We start from the raw sequence: 18,940 nt of genomic DNA on the forward strand, positions 1-18,940 counted from the left end.
TGCGTTTCCGACTCTATCAGATCTTTTCTCGACCCGATTTCCTCGGTGCTTTCCAGGTTTCCGCTTTCGCGTTTCCCTTTCCGGCGGTTCCGACTTTATCAGAAGATTCGGGCCGGACTGACCGGCCGCTCATTTCCGATTCATCGGGAGTGGCTTCAATGAAATCAGCGTTTCAAGAAGCAGACAGATGTTCACTGTGGCCGGTCTGGGACTAGAGCCCATCTCCAGGCAACTGTTCTAATCTACCTCCCCGCACTCGCCGTGTCAACGGCTCCTGTGGGGCGAAGAGGAGACTAGCAGCTGAACGGAGGTGGTCGCACATCCGGCGGTCACGGAACGATCAGGCGGCTGTGGGGACGGTCGCGCTGCGTTCCGCCGCCTCGACGTCGCCGGTCTCTCCCGCCCGGGCGGCACGGCCACCCAGGACGTAGACGTAGGCCAGGAAGGCCACTTCCGCGGCGACCCCGATGCTGATGCGGGCCCAGGTGGGGAGTCCGGACGGGGTGACGAAGCCTTCGATGGCGCCGGAGACGAACAGGACGAGGGCGAGGCCTATGGCCATGCCTATGGCGGCTCGGCCCTCTTCCGCGAGAGCTGTGCGTCGCGTGCGGGGGCCGGGGTCGATGAGGGTCCAGCCCAGGCGCAGGCCGGTGCCTGCCGCGACGAAGACGGCGGTCAGTTCGAGGAGGCCGTGCGGGAGGACCAGGCCGAGGAACGTGTCGAGGCGGCCGGCCGAGGACATCAGCCCGACGCCGATGCCGAGGTTGAGCATGTTCTGGAAGAGGATCCAGATGACCGGGAGTCCCAGGAAGACTCCCAGGATCAGGCACAGGGCGGCGGCCCAGGCATTGTTCGTCCAGACCTGGGCGGCGAAGCTGGCGGCCGGGTGGCTGGAGTAGTACGTCTCGTATTGGCCGCCGGGGCGGGTGAGCTCGCGAAGTTCGCCTGGGGCCGCGATCGAGGCCTGTACATCGGGGTGGGTGCCGATCCACCAGCCGAGGAGAGCCGCGACGACCGTGGACAGGAGCGCCGTGGGTACCCACCAGTGCCGTGACTTGTAGACGGCGGCGGGGAAGCCGTGGGCGAGGAAGCGGGTGACGTCGCGCCAGGAGGCGCGTCGGGTGCCTGTCACGGCACTACGCGCGCGTGCCACGAGCTGACTGAGCCGGCCGGTCAGCTGTGGGTCGGGAGCGCTGGACTGGATCAGGGAGAGGTGCGTCGCGGTGCGCTGGTAGAGGGCGACGAGTTCGTCGGCTTCGGCTCCGTTGAGACGGCGCTGGCGACGGAGCAGGGCTTCGAGGCGGTCCCACTCCGCTCGGTGGGCGGAGACGAAGACGTCGAGGTCCATCGGTGTGCCTGCTCCTCGGCTGGTCGTCGGCAGCTCGTCGTGGATCAGCTTGTCGTACTACGGTGCGATGCGCCCTCAGCTTGGCAGACTGGCCCTGTCGGGGGCAGGGCAGGGGAAGGACGGCGGGCGTGAGTGAGCTGGTGACGGGCGAGGCTGTGGCGTTGGAGCTGCGCCCCGCGAGACTGCCCAGCAGGGCGCTGGCCGTGCTGCTCGATCTGGTGGCGGCCATGGCGGTCTACGTCGCGGTGACCATCGCGCTGGTCGTTTCCACGGCCTCTCTCGACGAGGCGGCGCAGACGGCGCTGTCGATCGCGGCGTTCGTTCTCGTGTTGGTGGGCGGGCCGATCGCGGTGGAGACGCTCAGTCACGGGCGTTCGCTCGGGAAAATGGCGTGCGGGCTGCGTGTGGTGCGGGACGACGGGGGTCCGATCCGGTTCCGGCATGCGCTGGTGAGGGGCTTGATCGGTGTGATCGAGATCCTCATGACCTTCGGGACCGTCGCCTGCATCGCGTCGTTCGTGTCGGCGCGTGGGCGGCGGCTGGGTGATGTGTTCGCGGGGACCCTTGTCGTGCGGGAGCGGATCCCGGTCGCCCGGACCGGTTTCGTGCCGCCTCCGCCGCCCTGGCTGTCGGGGCGGTTCTCGGGGCTCGATCTGTCCGCGGTGCCCGACGGGTTGTGGCTCGCCGTCCGGCAGTATCTGACGCGCATGCAGCAGCTGGATCCGCAGGTGGGCTGGTCGATGGCGGAGCGGCTGGCGTCGGATCTGGCGGAGCGTACGGGGGCTCCGGTGCCGCAGGGTGTGCCGCCGGCGGCGTATCTGGCGGCGGTCGTGCAGGAACGGCAGGCGCGGGAGGCCCGGCGGGCTTTCGGGAGCGATGCGGCCCGGTCGGCCACGTCCGCCGCGGCTCCGGTGACGAGCGGCCCGGTGGATACGGGCGAGGCACCGGCTGCGCCCCGACCGGCGGTGCACAGGCAGCCGGAGCCCCGCCCGCAGGAGGCTGCCTCCGAGCCGTCCGGCGGGGAACGTCCCGCGAAGTCACCTGAGGTTTCGGCGAGCGAGCGGCCCAGCACCGGGTTCGCGCCGCCGGCGTAGGTGCGGGTGCTGCCTGCCGCTCAGGGCGGTTGCCTGCTCAGGGGAACACCGAAGGCGGCGATTCCAGGTCTTCGAGCTCGATGCCGGGCGCCGCGAGCACCACGTCGCCGGCGAGGTGCACGGTGTGCTGCTCGCCCGTGTCCAGGGCTGTGACCTGGTATTCGTCCACGGTCAGGGGGCCGTTGTCAGTGGCGTGTGCTTCGCTTCTCAGCAAGGTCCAGGACTGGTCCACGGTGCGGGGGGCCAGGACCGGGTCCGTGAAGGCGACAAGGCGTACGCGGGTGGCCGCGGAGGGGGTGAGGCGCAGGAGACGGGCGGTGGCGACGAGGAATGCCGGGGACGTGCCGGTGAAGGCGTGGGCGCGCACATTGCCTTCGGTGGCCTCGGTTCCGGTGGGGTCGGTGCGGACCCAGGTGACGCCGTCGAGGGCGGCGCCTCGGACCTGCCAGGCGGCGGCGTGGAGTTCGAGGCGGATGGGACGGCCGAGTTCGTCGAGGGTGAGGTCGACGGAGCCGTGGTGACCGCCCGAGGGGGTGGTGAGCTGGGAGACGTAGCGCCAGCCGGAGGGGCCGGGGGCGCACTGGAAGTGCTCTTCTGCGAGGGGGGTGTGATCGTGCGGATCGTGATGCGAATAGCGGCCGCGGGGCATGGGGGTCCTGGGTCTTGACGGGCGGGCCGGTCGCCGGCCGGTCGAACGGGGCAGGCCCCCGGCACGGGGGTGCGGGGGCCTGCCTCGGAGATCTGACCGGCAGCGAACTGGCCGGCAGCGGTGCCGCTCGGCTCAGTAGCGGTAGTGGTCCGGCTTGAACGGGCCCTCGACCTGGACGCCGATGTACTCGGCCTGCTCGGGGCGCAGCGTCGTCAGCTTCACGCCGAGCGCGTCGAGGTGGAGGCGGGCGACCTTCTCGTCGAGGTGCTTGGGCAGCACGTAGACGCCGGTCGGGTACTCGTCGGGCTTGGTGAACAGCTCGATCTGGGCCAGGGTCTGGTCCGCGAAGGAGTTGGACATCACGAACGACGGGTGGCCGGTGGCGTTGCCCAGGTTCAGCAGGCGGCCCTCGGACAGGATGATGATCACCTTGCCGTCGGGGAAGGTCCAGGTGTGGACCTGCGGCTTGACCTCGTCCTTGACGATGCCGGGGATCTTGGCGAGGCCGGCCATGTCGATCTCGTTGTCGAAGTGGCCGATGTTGCCGACGATGGCCTGGTGCTTCATCTTGGCCATGTCCGAGGCCATGATGATGTCCTTGTTGCCGGTCGTGGTGATGAAGATGTCGGCCTTGTCGACGACCTCGTCGAGGGTCGTGACCTGGAAGCCGTCCATCGCGGCCTGGAGGGCGCAGATCGGGTCGATCTCGGTGACGATCACGCGGGCGCCCTGTCCGCGCAGGGACTCCGCGCAGCCCTTGCCCACGTCGCCGTAACCGAAGACGACCGCGGTCTTGCCGCCGATGAGGACGTCGGTGGCGCGGTTGATGCCGTCGATGAGCGAGTGGCGGCAGCCGTACTTGTTGTCGAACTTCGACTTGGTGACGGCGTCGTTGACGTTGATCGCCGGGAACAGGAGGGTGCCGTCGCGCTGCATCTCGTACAGGCGGTGGACGCCGGTCGTGGTCTCCTCGGTGACGCCGCGGATCTCGGAGGCCAGCTGGGTCCACTTCTGCGAGCCGTCCGTGATGGTGCGGTTCAGCAGTTCGAGGATGACGCGGTGCTCGTCGGACTCGGCGGTGTCGGGCGAGGGGACCTTGCCGTCCTTCTCGTACTCGACGCCCTTGTGGACGAGGAGGGTGGCGTCGCCGCCGTCGTCCAGGATCATGTTGGGGCCGCCGGTGGGGCTGTCCGGCCAGGTCAGCGCCTGCTCGGTGCACCACCAGTACTCGTCCAGGGTCTCGCCCTTCCAGGCGAAGACCGGGACGCCCTGGGGGTTGTCGACGGTGCCGTTCGGGCCGACGGCGATGGCGGCGGCCGCGTGGTCCTGGGTGGAGAAGATGTTGCAGGAGGCCCAGCGGACCTGCGCGCCGAGGGCGACCAGGGTCTCGATGAGCACGGCGGTCTGGACGGTCATGTGCAGGGAGCCGGTGACGCGGGCGCCGGCGAGGGGCTGCGCCTCGGCGTATTCCTTGCGGATCGCCATCAGGCCCGGCATCTCGTGCTCGGCGAGGGTGATCTCCTTGCGGCCGAACTCGGCCAGGGAGAGGTCGGCGACCTTGAAGTCCTGTCGGTGGTCGACAGTCATTACGAGCTGCTCCTCGGGGTTGGGTCGAGGTGGGTACGGCTGGTCTGCGCGGCGGCGGACACAGGGTGCCCGAAAGAGGACACAGGCATGCCCGCGTGCGCGCAGCGCAGTCCGTCGGAGGCCCTCTCTCCCTCGGCCGGTCCGCGAGGGGACCGCCCGACCGCCATCAGCAGCGACGTCTGGCTCCGTCCCAAGCTACACCGGGCGCGGGTGCGATCCCCAGTCCGCCGGAAAACACATGGAGCCGATCATGTGACGGATCGGGGGACGCGGCAGGCGGCCGGGAGCGGCCGGAGACGGGCGGGGTGGTGGACGGCCGGGGAAGCCGGACGGGGCCCGCCGAGTGGTTCGGCGGGCCCCGTGGGCCGGAGAGAGGAAGGTGTCAGTGGTCGGTGGGGTGAGGGGCCGGTCCACCCGGGGAGGCCTCGCGGTCGGGGCCCTTGGCGGCTTCCTTCTCGCTGTAGATGTCCGGCTCGAGGTAGATCACGCGCGCGATCGGCACGGCGTCGCGGATGCGGGCCTCGGCGGCGTCGATGGCGGCGGCGATCTCAGTCGCCGTGTCGTCGTGCCGGACGGCGATCTTGGCGGCGACGAGGAGCTCCTCGGGGCCGATGTGGAGCGTGCGCATGTGGATGATGCGGGTGACCGTGTCGCCGTCGACGACGGCGGCCTCGATCTTCTGGGTCTCCTCGACCCCCGCGGACTCACCGAGCAGCAGCGACTTGGTCTCGGCTGCGAGGATCAGGGCGATCAGGATGAGCAGGACGCCGATGCAGAGGGTGCCGATGCCGTCCCAGACGCTGTCGCCGGTGAGCAGGGCGAGGCCGACGCCGCCGAGCGCGAGGATCAGGCCGACGAGGGCGCCGAGGTCCTCCAGGAGGACGACCGGGAGCTCGGGAGCCTTGGCGTGGCGGACGAACTCCTTCCAGGAGCGGTGGCCGCGCAGGACGTTGGACTCCTTGATGGCCGTGCGGAAGGAGAACGTCTCGGCGATGATCGCGAAGACCAGGACGCCGACCGGCCAGTACCAGTTCGTCAGTTCGTGCGGGTGCTTGATCTTCTCGTAGCCCTCGTAGAGGGCGAACATGCCGCCGACCGAGAAGAGGACGATGGAGACGAGGAAGGCGTAGATGTAGCGCTCGCGGCCGTAGCCGAAGGGGTGTTGCGGGGTCGCCTCGCGCTTCGCCTTCTTGCCGCCGAGCAGGAGCAGTGCCTGGTTGCCGGAGTCGGCGAGCGAGTGGACGGACTCGGCGAGCATCGACGACGAGTTGCTGAAGATGAACGCCACGAACTTCGCTACCGCGATCGCGAGGTTCGCGGCCAGTGCCGCCACGATCGCCTTGGTGCCGCCTGACGCGCTCATATGTCCGCGTTGTCCCTTCGTACGCCGTTCCAGGGCCCGGGGCGACGCGTTGGTGCGGCACCCGTGACTTTGCCCGTGCTTGACGGTGGGCCATTGTTGCAGCCCGCCGCCCCAGCGGTGAGTCAGGTCACCAGCACGGGGCCGTCGAAACGGTCAGGCGACGACGGTGGCCCGGAAAAGCGTTCCCGTTCCGGACACTTCGGCCTTTTCGCCGGCCGGGACGAAGACGGACGCACCGGGGGTCAGGTCATGTTCGCCGGCCCGGACGGTGCCGGCCGTGCAGAGCAGGATCTGCGGGGTCGGGCGGGTGAGGTCGTGGGCGGCGCCCGCCGCGGGGAGGACGTAGCGGGAGAGGCGGAACTCGTCGATCGGGGTTTCGTAGACCTCTTCGCCGTCCGGGGAGGCCTCGGGGCGCAGGACGCCGGGGTCGCCGGGGCGGAAGCGGACGATGCGCAGGAGTTCGGGGACGTCGACGTGCTTGGGGGTCAGGCCGCAGCGCAGGACGTTGTCGGAGTTGGCCATGATCTCCACGCCGAGGCCCTCGAGGTAGGCGTGCGGGACGCCGGCGCCGAGGTAGAGGGCCTCGCCGGGCTGGAGCCGGACGTGGTTCAGCAGCATCGCGGCGATGACGCCGGGGTCACCCGGGTAGTGGTGGGCGATGTCGGCGTAGGGGGCGTAGGCGCCGCCGAGGCGGGTGCAGGCGGTCGCCGCCTCCGCGACCGTGCGGGACATCTCGTCGGGGTCGGCGGTCAGGATCGCCGTGAGGACCTCGCGCAGGGCGGCGTCCTCGGGGTGGGCGTGCAGCAGGTCGACGTAGGGCTTGAGGGAGTCGACGCCGAGGTCGTCGAGGAGGGCCGCGGCCTCCAGCGGGTCGCGGAAGCCGCACAGGCCGTCGAACTCGGTGAGGGCGCAGATCAGTTCTGGCTTGTAGTTGGCGTCCTTGTAGTTGCGGTGCGGGGCGTCGACGGGGATGCCGCGGCGCTCCTCGTCCGCGTAGCCCTCTTGCGCCTGCGTGAGGTCGGGGTGGACCTGGAGGGAGAGCGGGGCGCCCGCGGCGAGGATCTTGAGGAGGAAGGGCAGCCGGGGGCCGAACTTGGCGACGGCGCCGGGCCCGAGTTCCCTCTCGGGGTCGGCGTCGACGACCTCGACGAGCGTGCCCCGGTGGGTGCGCGAGGGTGCGCCCGGGTGGGCGCCCATCCACATCTCCGCCTGCGGCTCGCCGGTCGGTTCGACGCCGAGGAGCTGCGGTATGGCGGTCGGGGAACCCCAGGCGTAGGGGCGGATGGTGTTGTCGAGGCGGTCCATGGGGGTTCTCTCTGCGTGTGCGGGGGTGCGGGCGCGTCAGGGTGTCCCGGGCAAGATCAAGCCCTCGAAGCGAGCGCCAGGTAAACCGCGGCGAAATCCGTGATGGCGATCAGCTCCGCGAGGGTCTCCAGTTCGCCGCCCGCCTCCGGTTCCAGCTCGCTGATCGGTGTGTCGTGGCTGAGGGCGAGGTCGCGGGCGCCGGGGGCGGCGGTGAGGCCGCCGATGGGGCGGTCGCGCAGCAGCACCACGCGCGCGTGCAGGGCGGGTGGTTCCTCGACCCGGTCGCGGAAGAAGTCGTCGGGGTCGGCGCTGGCGGCCAGCGGGCCGGCGAGCAGGGCGCTGTGGGCGGCGAGGGCCTCGGGGAGTTCGGCGACGACCGCGGGGGTGCCGGACAGTTCGGCGAGGGCGGCGGCGAAGCGGCGGCCCGCGGGGCCGGCCGAGGTGCCCTCGGTCCAGACGATCGGGAGGGCGTCGGCGAGCTCGGCCGCCAGGGTCTTGGCGGCGTTGCTGTACGTGGCGATGGCCGGGCCGCAGCGTTCGGCCACGCGGTCGAGGCGGTCGGCGACCTTGCCGAGGGCGTCCGGCGGGGCGGCGAGCACACCCGTGCGGTCGAGGAGCGCGAGCAGCGGGGTGAGCAGGGCCCACAGGACGCCGGGGGCGGACGCGGCGAGAGGCTCGTCCTGGTCGTACGGGGCGGTCGCCATGGGCACGAACAGGCCGTGCGAGCCCTGGACGGCGTCGGCGAGCGGGGTACCGGCGGGGGCTACGGCCACGACGGAGCAGCCCCGGCGGTAGGCCTGCTCGGCGAGCAGGGACAGGCCGGGTTCGGTGCCGTCCGGGGTGGTGATCAGAAGGAGGTCGACGGAGCCGACCCAGCCGGGCAGTTCCCAGCGCAGGGCGCCGGCGGCCGGGGCTACGCCGGAGGGGGCCAGGCGGGTGACCGGACTGCCGGCGCCGGCGAGTGTGCCGATGAGGTCGGCGGCGTGGGTGGCGGCGGCACCCGGGCCGGCGATGAGGACGGCGCGGGGGCGGCCGTCCGGCTTGAGGTCGCCCACGCCCGCCTCGGCGGCGTGGCGGGCGGCTGTGCGGACGCGGGCGCCGGCTTCTGCGGCGCCGCGGAGCAGCCCGCGGTGGTCGGCCTCGGCGAGGCCCTCCGGGGAGTCGAGCAGCGATTCGTCGAGCATGGGCGGCAGCTTCCCATCGCCGGGGTCCGATATGAGGGTGTCCTGGATCGTGCCCGTTGTGCCGTGGGCTATGTGCACCGGAGTGCTGTGAGGGTGCATGCGCCCCCGCCGGTCACGCGGGGCGGCGGGCCTCGTCGACGAGAAGGACGGGGATGCCGTCGCGGACGGGGTAGGCCAGGCCGCAGCTGGTGTCGGTGCAGATCAGCTCGCTGTCCTGCTCCGTGAGGGGGGCGTGGCAGGCCGGGCAGGCGAGGATCTCGAGGAGGCCGGATTCGAGGGGCATAGGGGTTTCCTTCGAGGTGCGGGCGCTTGGGGTCGTGCCTGGTCAGGTTACCGCCGGTGGGGGCGGCTCCTCAGCCCCTGATGATCCCCAGCACCTCGTCCCGCACCCTGGCCATCGTCTCGGCGTCCCTCGCCTCCGCGTTCAGGCGCAGCAGGGGTTCCGTGTTGGACGGGCGCACGTTGAACCACCAGTCGGTGGCGGAGACCGTGAGGCCGTCGAGCTCGTCGAGGGTGATGCCCTCGCGGGCCCCGTACGCGGAGCGGATGGCGGCGAGGCTGGCCTGCTGGTCGGCGACCGTGGAGTTGATCTCCCCGGAGCCGGCGTAGCGGTCGTACTGGGCGACGAGGGAGGTCAGGGGGCCGTCCTGGCCGCCGAGGGCCGCCAGGACGTGGAGGGCGGCCAGCATGCCCGTGTCGGCGTTCCAGAAGTCGCGGAAGTAGTAGTGCGCGGAGTGCTCGCCGCCGAAGATCGCGCCGGTGCGGGCCATCTCGGCCTTGATGAAGGAGTGGCCCACGCGGGTGCGGACCGGGCTGCCGCCGTTCTCCTCGACGACCTCGGGGACGGACCAGGAGGTGATCAGGTTGTGGATGATCGTGCCCTTGCCGCCGTGCCGGGCCAGTTCGCGGGAGGCGACCAGGGCGGTGATCGCCGACGGGGAGACCGGCTCGCCGCGCTCGTCGACGACGAAGCAGCGGTCGGCGTCGCCGTCGAAGGCGAGGCCCAGGTCGGCGCCCTCCTCGCGGACCCGCTTCTGCAGGTCGACCAGGTTGGCCGGATCGAGGGGGTTGGCCTCGTGGTTGGGGAAGGTGCCGTCGAGCTCGAAGTACATCGGCACCAGGGTGAGGGGCAGGCCGGCGAAGACCTCGGGGACCGTGTGCCCGCCCATGCCGTTGCCCGCGTCGACGACGACCTTCAGGGGGCGGATGGAGGTCAGGTCGACCAGGGAGCGCAGGTGTGCCGCGTAGTCCGACAACGTGTCGCGGCCGGTGATCGTGCCCGCCTGCGCGGCCGGCTCCGGGGCACCCGACTCGCTCCAGCGCTCGACCAGTTCGCGGATCTCCGCGAGGCCGGTGTCCTGGCCGACCGGGGCGGCGCCCGTGCGGCACATCTTGATGCCGTTGTACTGAGCCGGGTTGTGGGAGGCGGTGAACATGGCGCCCGGCAGGTTCAGCGCGCCCGAGGCGTAGTACAGCTGGTCCGTCGAGCACAGGCCGATCTCCGTCACGTCCGCGCCCAGCGCGGCCGCCCCGCGCGCGAAGGCACGCGACAGGCCCGGTGAGGAGGGACGCATGTCGTGACCGGTCGCGATGGCGCTCGCGCCGGTGACCCGCACGAAGGCCGCCCCGAAGAGCTCGGCCAGGGACTCGTCCCACTGGTCGGGGACGACCCCGCGTACGTCGTACGCCTTGACGACCTGCGACAGATCAGCAGCCACGCCCAGCCTCTTCCTGGAAAGTCCTATAGGTCGGTCCAAACTACCCGCACCCGCTGACAGTCCGCCGTGCGGTCGCCGAGTGGACTCACAGCCGTAACCTCAGGTCAGGGCAGCGTCCGGTCCAGGACGGGTGTGCTCTGGCCGACCACGATCAGGCACATCACCAGCAGCAGGCCCAGGCTCCACGGCAGCACCCTGCGCAGCAAGTCGCCCTCACGGCCCGCCGGTCCGAGGGGCCGGCTGAAAACCTCGCCGGCGACCGGTTCGCCGTCGGGCCCTGCGACGTCCGTCTGCGCGGCAGAGAGGATCACGACGATCAGCGCGCAGGGGGCGTACGCGCGCAGGACCTCGCGGGGCGGGTCCTCCCAGGGCGGCGCCGAGACCGGCGAGTTGGGCGGAGACGTAGTGGGAGGCGGTGAACCGGGCGACGGCGAAGGCGACTCCGCACGCCAGGGCGGGAACCCAGGTCTCGCGCGGGCAACGTCACGCGAAAGCGATCTCCCATGACCTCAACGGAATGGTCATGTCCGCGCCAAGGCGGCGTCTACGGGCGTGTGTGGGGAGAAACCGAGGGAGGGCGGTCAGTTCTCGGGCGAGCGCAGGACTCGCAGGTGCCCGCGGCGCGCGACCTCCATCGGGTCGGCTCCGCGGCCTCCGCCACCGGCCCCTGCCGCCCGCTCCTGCGGACGGGCCGCCTCGCGCACGGCGTTCGCAAGCGCTTCCAGGTCGTCGCCACTGGGGCGGGCCGGAGCCGAACCGTCGAGGAGCCGCACGACCTCCCAGCCGCGCGGGGCTGTGAGGCGCTCGGAGTGCTCGGCGCACAGGTCGTAGCAGTGGGGTTCGGCGTAGGTGGCGAGCGGGCCGAGGACCGCGGTCGAGTCGGCGTAGACGTACGTCAGCGTCGCGACGGCGGGACGGCCGCAAGCGGTGCGCGAACAGCGACGTACAGGGCTCACGACGTTGGACGGTACCGCACTCTTGAGCGGGCCGCGACGACTCTCCACCAGGTCACCCCACCGTGTCGTGCTGTGAAACGCCCCACACCCCCCTTCAGGTACACCTTGCTGACCTGCCAGGACGGCGCCACCCGAGGTGCCGGACGGTCCCACCAGCGGTCGAGAGTCACCACAAAACCCTCAATTGCCGTGAGGTCGCCGGTCTCGGCGGGATACGGATTTGAGCCCAACCTTGGCTTGAACGGTCATGTAACGACATGCCCTGCGCGTCGGCCGGAAGCCGTCCGTGCCGCCGTGCGGTGCCGGGCACAGGCACGCGGCGGGGACTACCCTTCACCAGTGATGGACAAGCCCGTAACGCCCCGTGCCGCCGCCCTCGGGCCCCGCCGCCGTGATCGCCACGGACGGGGCATGCGCGGCCCCATCGCACCGCCGCAGGTGCCGCTCGCCGCGAGCCGCGCGGACGTGTTCGCCGATCTGGTGCAGGACTCCGTGGAGCGCCTGGAGCGACGCTGGCCGCAGCTCGCGGACATCGATTTCCTGGTCTTGGAGGTGCCCCGGCTCGACGGGCCCGGCCAGGCCTGGAACGACGAGGCGGTCCCGCTCGGCGGCACGATCAGCGCGCGCGAGGGCCGCCCCGCGCGTGTGGTCGTCTACCGGCGGCCGGTCGAGATCCGCACCAAGGGGCGCGACGAGCGGGCGGCGCTGGTGCACGAGGTCGTCGTGGAGCAGGTCGCCGAGCTGCTCGGGCTGACGCCGGAGACGGTGGATCCGCGGTACGGCGAGGACCAGGGCTGAGACGGACGCCGGCCGTAGTCCTACTTCTGGAGCACCGACAGGTCCTCGTCCGCCTCCGGTACGGCCACCGTCCCCCGGTCGTCCGGCAGTGTCTGCACGGTGAAGGCGGGGACGCCGCCCTCGCTCGCCGCCAGGGTGCGGGCCCCGTAGACCGGGCCGCCTGAGACCGGCTCGACCGTGAGCGCGTAGGTGCCCTTCAGGCCGCCGGGGACCGGGGGCTCGATGTCCTGGGTCGTGCCGGCCTTGATCGTGTACGTCTTCGACACCGGTGTGCCGCCCTCGCTGCCGGCCGAGGCGGTGACCTTGACCGTGGCGGCGGCGCCGGGGGCCGTCAGGGACAGGGTGCTGCCCTTGCCGCTGTTGTCCGCGGACGTCGCGCGCGTGCCGACGGGGCGGGTGGCCGGGATGAACGCCGTCTCCTGCTTGTCGCCCTTGCCCCGGACGACCCGCAGGGCCGCCACGACCGGCACGGACCGGTCCGTCGGGGTCAGCACCAGGGAGCCCGCCTCGCCGCGGGTGACGTCGCCCAGGTCGACGGCGGTCGTCATGCCGCCCTTGACGTGCACCGTCTCGTGACCGGCCGGGGTGATCAGTCCGGAGGGGGAGGCGAGACGCACCTTCAGGTCCGCGTCGGTGTCGCCGGGGGTGAAGGCGACCAGGCGCACGGAGGTGGCGTCCTTGGGGATGCCGGGCAGGACCAGGCTGCCCGACGGGTCGGTGGAGGCGGCCAGCCAGTCGCCGCCGAGCTTGTCGTCCAGGGCCTGCACGGCGGCGCCGACGCGTCCGCTGCGGACGTTGACGTGCACGGTGAGGTTCGTCTGCCGCTCGTCGCTGAGGGTGGACAGCAGGACCGGCTCGCTGGAGTGCGGCTGGACGGTGATGCCCTCCCCCACCGCGGACTTCAGGGCGCCGTCCTTGCCGTAGAGCTCGATGTCGACCACGGCGGCCGAGTCGTCGGGGTTCGTCAGGTGGACATAGTCGGTGCGATCGGCGTCCGTGCTGGCGCCGGGGAACCAGAAGTCGGTGTCCGGAGCGGTGCAGTTGACGCCCTGGAGGCCGCGTCCGGTGCCCGCGGCGACCTCGGTCGTCTCCTGGACGGTCCAGCCGGGCGCGAACCTGCCGTCCGCGGTCCCGACGAGAGCGGGCGCGTCGCCGCCGGAGCTGTCGCCCGTGACCGGCTTGCCGGGCTCCTCGGGAGTCAGCACGGGTTTCGCGGGCTTGTCCTTGCCGGACTTCCCGTCGTCCTTGCCCTTGCCTTCGTCCTGGCCGCCGGCCGAGGGGTCCGCCGACTCCTCGGTGGCCGCCCGGAGTTCGGCCTTGCCACCGCTCCCGGTGCCCTTCGTGACGGGCGTGAAGGAGGTGTAGGACGTCTCGGCGAGGTCGGACGTGCTGGGCGCCGGGCACAACAGGCTCGTGCGCTCCACGGGCAGCTGGGCGGCCGCCTTGGCGGCGGTGTCCGTGCCCGGGGCGTCCGGCTGGGACAGCACGGCGAAGCCGGTGACGGCGGCGAGCGCGGTCGTGCCGGCGATCAGGGACAGGGTGGTGCGGTTCACTGCTGGCTCCCGTCGGGACGCTCACTGCCCGTGCCGTGGGGGTGGTGCTGCTGCGCCGGGTCGTACGGCGTGCCGTAGCCCTGCTGGTAGGCCTGGTCGTAGCCCTGCTGGTCGTACGGCGCGGCCGGGGTCTGGCCCTGGCCGCCGTACGCGTACGGGTCGTACTGGCCGCCCTGGTACGGGTCCGCCTGGTACTGCTGCCCGTAGGCGTCCGCCGGATACGGGGCGTTTCGGTACTGGTCGCCGTAGCCCGCGTACTCGCCGCCCTGGTAGCCGGCGTTGTCCCACTCACCGTAGTTCTGCTGCTGCGGCACTGCCGCCGGCGGCTGCTCCGGCTGTGGGGGCGGGAACTCCTCGGGTACGGCAGCCCCTTCGGCCTCGGCCTCCGCCTCCGCCTGGGCGCGCAGGCGGCGGGCGCGGCGGCCCTCGCCGGCGACGGCCTCGGCGGGGACGGCCGGCTCCTCGGGCAGGTCGTCGTCGATGTCGCGGCGCCGGCCGGGCAGGGCGAGCACCAAGAGGACGACGGCGAGGAGGCCCTGGGCCCACAGCCAGGCCGTGTGGCCGATCGGGTCGTCGTAGGTGACGTCCAGCCTGCCGCCGGCGGCGGGGAGTTCGAAGCCCTGGGCCCAGCCGTCGACCGTGGTGCGGGTCAGCGGCTCGCCGTCGAGCGTGGCGGACCAGCCGTCCGAGGCGGAGTCGGCGAGACGCAGCACGCGCCCACCCGCGCCGGCCGGGATCGTGGTGTGGATGTCGACGGGTCCGGCGGCGACGGGCTGCGGGGTGCCGGCGGATCCGGAGGCGGGTACGAGGGTGGCGCGCGCGACCTCGCGGTTGACGCGCCACAGGGCGCCGCCGTCCTGCTGGCTGAGCCGGGTCAGGCCGGGTGTGGCGTCCAGGACGCGGGTGACCTCGCGGGGCGCGCCCTGGTGGACGAGGACGTAGCGCACGGCGAAGCCGCCGAGCTGGTCGGCCTGGTCGGCGCCGGAACCGGCGACCAGGTTGGCGACGACCTTGTCGAGCCTGCTGTTCTCGCCGTCGGCGGCGGCGATCTCACCGTCCCCGAGGCGGGCACCCGAACCACGGACCAGCATGTAGCCGACGTGGGCCGCGGAGTCGCTGTCGAGGACGAGGGTGCGGGCCTGGTCGCGGGTGCCGCTCTCCTCGGCGACGAACGCGGGGACCTGGGTCGGGTCGCGCCGCTCCAGAGGGCCGTCGGCGCCGCGGATCATCCAGCCGGCGGCGATGAGCAGCGGGCCGGCGGCCGAGGCGAAGGCGATCAGCACGGCGACCGGCTGGCGCCAGCCGAAGCTCTGCTCGGCCACACGCGCGCGTGCCCCGTCGGCGCCGAGCGCGGCGGCCGCCAGGAGGGCGATGCCGTAGACGAGGGTCGCCGGGCCGGCCCAGGTGGAGCTGTTGGACAGGACCGCGAAGACGAAGCCGACCAGGGCGACCGCCCAGGCCGTCCAGATGCCCGACTGGCGTTCCGAGCGCACCAGGGCGGCGAGGGCGGCCAGCACGATGCCGATGAGCATGAGGCCACTGACGGTGCCGGGGCCGCCCGGGCTGGCGCCGAGCAGGTCGAGGGCGGAGGCGGCCGAGGGGCCGTACTCGAGGCCCGCTTCCCGGAGGAAGCCGAACGGGAGCAGCGTCAACGACCAGGGTGCGAGCAGCAGCAGGGGGGTGCCGAGCTGGGCGAGGAACCGCAGCCCGTAGGCCGTGATGTCGCCCCGCCGCAGCACCAGCAGCCCGACGCCTAGGAGCAGCGCGATGGGCCACACGATCGGCGTGAAGGCGGTGGTGACGGTCAGCAGCAGCGCGTACGCCCAGGTGGCGCGCCAGCTGCCGCGGGCGCCGGAGGAGCGCGTGAGACCGCCGGCCGCGATGCCCGCGCGGGCGATGAGCGGCAGCAGCGCGGCCAGGACGGCGGTGCCGATGCGGCCGCCGGCGAGGGCGCCGGTGGCGGCGGGCAGGAAGGCGTAGACGACGGCCGCCCAGGCGCGCAGCAGCCGGGACTCGACGAGCGGGCGGGAGGCGAAGTAGGCGGTGACACCGGCCAGCGGCACCGAGCAGACGAGCAGGACCGTGACGGCGAGGCCGGTCGAGCCGAACAGCAGGGACGCCAGCATCGCCACGAGCGCGATGTACGGCGGCACGGACGAGGTGCCGCCGGCGCCGACCGGGTGCCAGGCGTCCAGGTAGCGCGCCCACAGCTCGGAGGAGTCGGCCGGGGCGGGCAGCAGGGCGCCGCCCGCGAGGGCGCCACCGCCGAGGAGCTGGCGGCAGGCGACCAGGGAGACGAGCAGCAGGACCAGGAAGAGCACCGGGCCCGGCTTGCGCGCGATGCGCTTGAGCCGGGCGAACTGCTCGATCTCCAGGAAGTCGGCGTCGTCACCGCCGGGGCCCGACTCGACGGCGCCGCCGTGCCGTCCCGCTCCGGCAACGACCTCCGGGTCGGAGCGGCCGACGAGACTGCTCGCGACCTGCTCGACGGTGACGCGGACGGTCGCGCCGGGCGGCGGGAACAGCGCCCGCAGCTCGCCCTTGTCAATCCGGGGGGCGCCTCTGCCGCGCCGCCCGGCGAGGATCCGCTCGGGCCTGAGCAGGGTGCCCAGCAGGCCGCGAATCTCGTCGACGGCCTGTCCGGGGACCTTGCCGACGAGGTAGGCCACGGTGCGCAGCAGGGTGCCGAGCACGATCCGCAGCATCACCCAGGGGAGCACGGCCGTACGCGAGTTGACGAGCAGGGTGTAGACGGCGCCCGCCTTGTCGACCTTGTGCGGGGAGGCCGCCGTACGGCCCACGCAGTCGACCGTGCGGCGCTCGCGGCTGGACGCCTCGGCGTGCCGGACGACCGCCTCGGGGGCGACCAGGACGCGGTAGCCGGCCGCGTGGGCGCGCCAGCACAGGTCGACGTCGTCGCGCATGAGGGGCAGATGGCGGTCGAATCCGCCGAGCTGCTCGAAGACGTCGCGGCGGACGAGCATGCCGGCGGTGGACACCGACAGCACGGTCCGGACGTGGTCGTGCTGGCCCTGGTCCTGCTCGCGGCGGTCCAGGCCGGTCCAGCGGCGGCCGGAGTTGGCGATGGAGACGCCGACCTCCAGCAGCTGCCGCCGGTCGTACCAGCCGCGGAGCTTGGGGCCCACGACGGCGACGTCGTCGCGGCCCAGCTCGTACTCGTTGTCCACGACCCGCAGCAGCTGGGCCAGGGCGTCCGGGTCCGGGGCGCAGTCGTCGTGCAGCAGCCACAGCCACTGCACCGGCTCGCCGTGCGGCAGCTCGGGCAGGTCGTAGGCGTCGTCGCGCCATGAGCGCGTGACGGGGTCCCAGCCGCTGGGGCGCTTCAGGTACGGCAGCTCGTCCGGGGTGAGGACCGGGGCGGTGCGGCCGCACTCCTCGACGGCCTGGCCGAAGCCGGTGCGGCGGGCGAGGTGCAGCACGCGGTCGGCGCCGAGCGCGTCGGTGACCAGCTGCGCGGAGGCGTCCGAGCTGCCGGTGTCGGCCCCCATCGCGTACTGGACGGGCCGCTCCTGGCCGAGCAGTCCGGCGAGCGCGTCGGGCAGCCAGCGGGCGCCGTCGTGGGAGACGAGGACCGCGGTCACCACATGACGCGGGAACTCAGGTGTGGCAGCGCTGTCGTGAGGAGCTGCCGAGTGGCTGTGCACGGACATCGAGGTACGGGCCCCGGTTCGGTGGACTGCGGTGGACGCCTGCGCCCGGTGGGGGCGGCGGGGCGTCTCGGACGAGCGACCACACTATCGGCTGCGCGGCAAGGCGGCCCGCAGCCTGTGGACAACCCACCGGCGACGGGCCGTCAGACAGGTCCGTGCGTAAGAGTCGAGACGTGCGTACGTAAGAGGCCGTCAAGAACCCCTCGCCCGCCGGTCAGACTGCGGCCTTCTTCAGCCGGCGGCGCTCCCGCTCGGACAGACCGCCCCAGATGCCGAATCGCTCGTCGTTGGCGAGGGCGTACTCGAGGCACTCGGAGCGGACCTCACAGGCGAGGCAGACCTTCTTGGCCTCCCTGGTCGAGCCGCCCTTCTCGGGGAAGAAGGACTCGGGGTCGGTCTGGGCGCACAGCGCGCGCTCCTGCCAGCCGAGCTCCTCGTCCGCGTCGTCGACCAGCAGTTGCTGCACCGTCTCGGTCATGTGCGCCCCTCGTCTGTCTTTCGCGTCCCCGTGATCTAGCCGTTACCGATTCCGGCTGAACGACACGAGTGAAATTACAAGTGTGCTGCTCCGGGCGAGTCAAGCCGAGATCTGCTATTGAGCCCCTTATTCACTCTGCGGAACCAAGCCCATGCGGAAAGTGTTCAAATCACCATAAAACCTGACACACAGACGGAGCCCGCGAGGGCTCACGTCTTCCGCCGGACCCCTCGCAGACCTCTATGGACAAGGACGCCCAGGAGTTCGATCTCGTTCCGACACGCACGTCGAAGCGGAACGGATCACAGTCGGATCACGACTACGCAACGGGGTTTGTGCGCCCGGTTGGACGCCATGTGTCCCGGGCGGGCCATGAACAAACCTTTCATCTGAGCGATCGACCGGATGAGGTGAACCACATCCCACATACCGGGTGTCGAGTTGACAGTGAAGGTGTGAACCGGTGTCCTTGTGGGCATGCTCGCGAACTTGGCACTCACCTCGACCCGCACCGCCGGGTCCCACGGTGCTGCCCGCGCTCGCTGTAGCTGTTGCTGTCCCAGCTGTTGAGCCACACCCGCTCCAGCTGAAGGCCGAGCCACCCATCTCTCGGCTGCCGTTCCCTCTGACCTTCTTTCACTGAGGAACCACGCACCCCATGAACAGCGACAGCGACCTCCAGATCGCGGGCGACATCCTCGAAGTCACCCACCTCCTCCAGACCCCGCGCGAGCACCCGGCCACCGTCGCCGAGTTCGTCGGACTGGCCCGTTCCCTCGCCGAGGACCGCTCCCAGTGGGAGCACCTCGTCCGCTACGACGCCACGAGCCGCTGGTATCACCGGCTGCGTACGGGCCCGGGCTACGAGGTGTGGCTGCTGTCCTGGGTGCCCGGGCAGGGCAGCGGACTGCACGACCACGGCCGCTCCTCCGGTGTGCTGACCGTGCTGGCGGGCACGCTGACCGAGCGCACGGAGCGGGGCACGCGCGCGTTGCGGGCGGGCGCGCAGCGCGTGTTCGCGCCGGGGTACGTGCACGAGGTGGTGAACGACGCACTGGAGCCGGCGGTGAGCCTGCACGTCTACTACCCGGGCCTCACCGAGATGCCGATGCACACGGCCCCGCACTGCGAGGCCCCGAGCGTGCCGGGTGCACTGACCGCCTGACCGGTTGCCGCAGCCGCTGACCGCTTGTCCTAGGCGCTGACCGCTTGTCGTAGGCGCCTGCAAGACTGGCC

The 18,940-nt window shown here is 72.0% G+C and carries 15 protein-coding genes and 1 pseudogene; 3 read left to right on the top strand and 13 right to left on the bottom strand.

Annotation, left to right across the window (positions count from 1 at the left end; translation table 11 throughout):
* Positions 1–340: 340 nt before the first annotated feature.
* A complete protein-coding gene (locus ACIRDU_RS20025; protein ID WP_403581264.1) occupies positions 341–1,348 on the bottom strand; it encodes a stage II sporulation protein M in 1,008 nt (335 codons plus the stop codon).
* 128 nt (positions 1,349–1,476) lie between these two features.
* Here ACIRDU_RS20025 and ACIRDU_RS20030 point away from each other — a divergent pair, with 128 nt between their 5' ends.
* Entirely contained in the window at positions 1,477–2,442 is a 966-nt protein-coding gene (locus ACIRDU_RS20030; protein ID WP_403581266.1) for an RDD family protein, read from the top strand.
* A 37-nt stretch (positions 2,443–2,479) separates the two neighbouring features.
* Here the strand turns inward: ACIRDU_RS20030 and ACIRDU_RS20035 are convergent, their stop codons facing one another.
* The 9 genes and pseudogenes from ACIRDU_RS20035 to ACIRDU_RS20075 form a co-directional block, all read right to left on the bottom strand.
* On the bottom strand, positions 2,480–3,091 hold the full coding sequence (locus ACIRDU_RS20035; RefSeq protein WP_403581267.1) for a hypothetical protein: 612 nt from the start codon (positions 3,089–3,091) through the stop codon (positions 2,480–2,482).
* A gap of 132 nt (positions 3,092–3,223) precedes the next feature.
* Complete coding sequence (gene ahcY, locus ACIRDU_RS20040; RefSeq protein WP_403581268.1) at positions 3,224–4,678, bottom strand: adenosylhomocysteinase; 1,455 nt, start codon at positions 4,676–4,678, stop codon at positions 3,224–3,226.
* A 382-nt stretch (positions 4,679–5,060) separates the two neighbouring features.
* Entirely contained in the window at positions 5,061–6,041 is a 981-nt protein-coding gene (locus tag ACIRDU_RS20045; protein ID WP_403581270.1) for a cation diffusion facilitator family transporter, read from the bottom strand.
* Between the two features lie 153 nt (positions 6,042–6,194).
* A complete protein-coding gene (manA, locus tag ACIRDU_RS20050; protein ID WP_403581272.1) occupies positions 6,195–7,346 on the bottom strand; it encodes a mannose-6-phosphate isomerase, class I in 1,152 nt (383 codons plus the stop codon).
* A 56-nt stretch (positions 7,347–7,402) separates the two neighbouring features.
* Positions 7,403–8,530, bottom strand: coding sequence for an SIS domain-containing protein (locus tag ACIRDU_RS20055; RefSeq protein ID WP_403581273.1), 1,128 nt, complete (start codon positions 8,528–8,530; stop codon positions 7,403–7,405).
* 112 nt (positions 8,531–8,642) lie between these two features.
* Positions 8,643–8,813, bottom strand: a complete 171-nt coding sequence (locus ACIRDU_RS20060) for a Trm112 family protein (protein WP_403581274.1) — start codon at positions 8,811–8,813, stop codon at positions 8,643–8,645.
* Positions 8,814–8,883: 70 nt separating this feature from the next.
* On the bottom strand, positions 8,884–10,248 hold the full coding sequence (locus tag ACIRDU_RS20065) for a phosphomannomutase/phosphoglucomutase (RefSeq protein ID WP_403581276.1): 1,365 nt from the start codon (positions 10,246–10,248) through the stop codon (positions 8,884–8,886).
* A 104-nt stretch (positions 10,249–10,352) separates the two neighbouring features.
* Positions 10,353–10,722: pseudogene (locus ACIRDU_RS20070) on the bottom strand (hypothetical protein); the annotation flags it as partial.
* 107 nt (positions 10,723–10,829) lie between these two features.
* Complete coding sequence (locus tag ACIRDU_RS20075; RefSeq protein ID WP_403581278.1) at positions 10,830–11,252, bottom strand: DUF3499 domain-containing protein; 423 nt, start codon at positions 11,250–11,252, stop codon at positions 10,830–10,832.
* A 294-nt stretch (positions 11,253–11,546) separates the two neighbouring features.
* On the opposite strand from ACIRDU_RS20075, the gene ACIRDU_RS20080 reads away from it, so the two are divergent.
* Positions 11,547–12,002 (top strand): metallopeptidase family protein, encoded by a 456-nt coding sequence (locus ACIRDU_RS20080; RefSeq protein WP_403581280.1) that lies wholly within the window; start codon positions 11,547–11,549, stop codon positions 12,000–12,002.
* A gap of 20 nt (positions 12,003–12,022) precedes the next feature.
* Here ACIRDU_RS20080 and ACIRDU_RS20085 read toward each other — a convergent pair whose 3' ends face one another.
* From ACIRDU_RS20085 to ACIRDU_RS20095, 3 genes are all read right to left on the bottom strand, one after another.
* Positions 12,023–13,555 (bottom strand): DUF5719 family protein, encoded by a 1,533-nt coding sequence (locus tag ACIRDU_RS20085; RefSeq protein ID WP_403581282.1) that lies wholly within the window; start codon positions 13,553–13,555, stop codon positions 12,023–12,025.
* The gene (locus ACIRDU_RS20090) at positions 13,552–17,226 is read right to left on the bottom strand and encodes a glycosyltransferase (protein ID WP_403581284.1); all 3,675 of its coding nucleotides are present in this window, start codon (positions 17,224–17,226) and stop codon (positions 13,552–13,554) included. The genes ACIRDU_RS20085 and ACIRDU_RS20090 overlap by 4 nt, the downstream gene beginning before the upstream one ends.
* A 214-nt stretch (positions 17,227–17,440) precedes the next feature.
* Entirely contained in the window at positions 17,441–17,704 is a 264-nt protein-coding gene (locus tag ACIRDU_RS20095; RefSeq protein ID WP_010034659.1) for a WhiB family transcriptional regulator, read from the bottom strand.
* A gap of 658 nt (positions 17,705–18,362) precedes the next feature.
* Here ACIRDU_RS20095 and ACIRDU_RS20100 point away from each other — a divergent pair.
* Entirely contained in the window at positions 18,363–18,869 is a 507-nt protein-coding gene (locus ACIRDU_RS20100; protein WP_403581286.1) for a cysteine dioxygenase, read from the top strand.
* The last annotated feature ends 71 nt before the right edge of the window (positions 18,870–18,940 follow it).

Origin of the sequence: Streptomyces sp. NPDC093598, from assembly GCF_044764825.1 — a bacterium.
Taxonomy (GTDB): Bacteria; Actinomycetota; Actinomycetes; order Streptomycetales; family Streptomycetaceae; genus Streptomyces.

Coding starts and splice junctions, on each gene's coding strand:
- ACIRDU_RS20025 (WP_403581264.1), bottom strand. CDS start 1,348: ATGGACCTCGACGTCTTCGTCTCCGCCCACCGAGCGGAGTGGGACCGC.
- ACIRDU_RS20035 (WP_403581267.1), bottom strand. CDS start 3,091: ATGCCCCGCGGCCGCTATTCGCATCACGATCCGCACGATCACACCCCC.
- ahcY (WP_403581268.1), bottom strand. CDS start 4,678: ATGACTGTCGACCACCGACAGGACTTCAAGGTCGCCGACCTCTCCCTG.
- ACIRDU_RS20045 (WP_403581270.1), bottom strand. CDS start 6,041: ATGAGCGCGTCAGGCGGCACCAAGGCGATCGTGGCGGCACTGGCCGCG.
- manA (WP_403581272.1), bottom strand. CDS start 7,346: ATGGACCGCCTCGACAACACCATCCGCCCCTACGCCTGGGGTTCCCCG.
- ACIRDU_RS20055 (WP_403581273.1), bottom strand. CDS start 8,530: ATGCTCGACGAATCGCTGCTCGACTCCCCGGAGGGCCTCGCCGAGGCC.
- ACIRDU_RS20060 (WP_403581274.1), bottom strand. CDS start 8,813: ATGCCCCTCGAATCCGGCCTCCTCGAGATCCTCGCCTGCCCGGCCTGC.
- ACIRDU_RS20080 (WP_403581280.1), top strand. CDS start 11,547: ATGGACAAGCCCGTAACGCCCCGTGCCGCCGCCCTCGGGCCCCGCCGC.
- ACIRDU_RS20090 (WP_403581284.1), bottom strand. CDS start 17,226: ATGTCCGTGCACAGCCACTCGGCAGCTCCTCACGACAGCGCTGCCACA.
- ACIRDU_RS20095 (WP_010034659.1), bottom strand. CDS start 17,704: ATGACCGAGACGGTGCAGCAACTGCTGGTCGACGACGCGGACGAGGAG.
- ACIRDU_RS20100 (WP_403581286.1), top strand. CDS start 18,363: ATGAACAGCGACAGCGACCTCCAGATCGCGGGCGACATCCTCGAAGTC.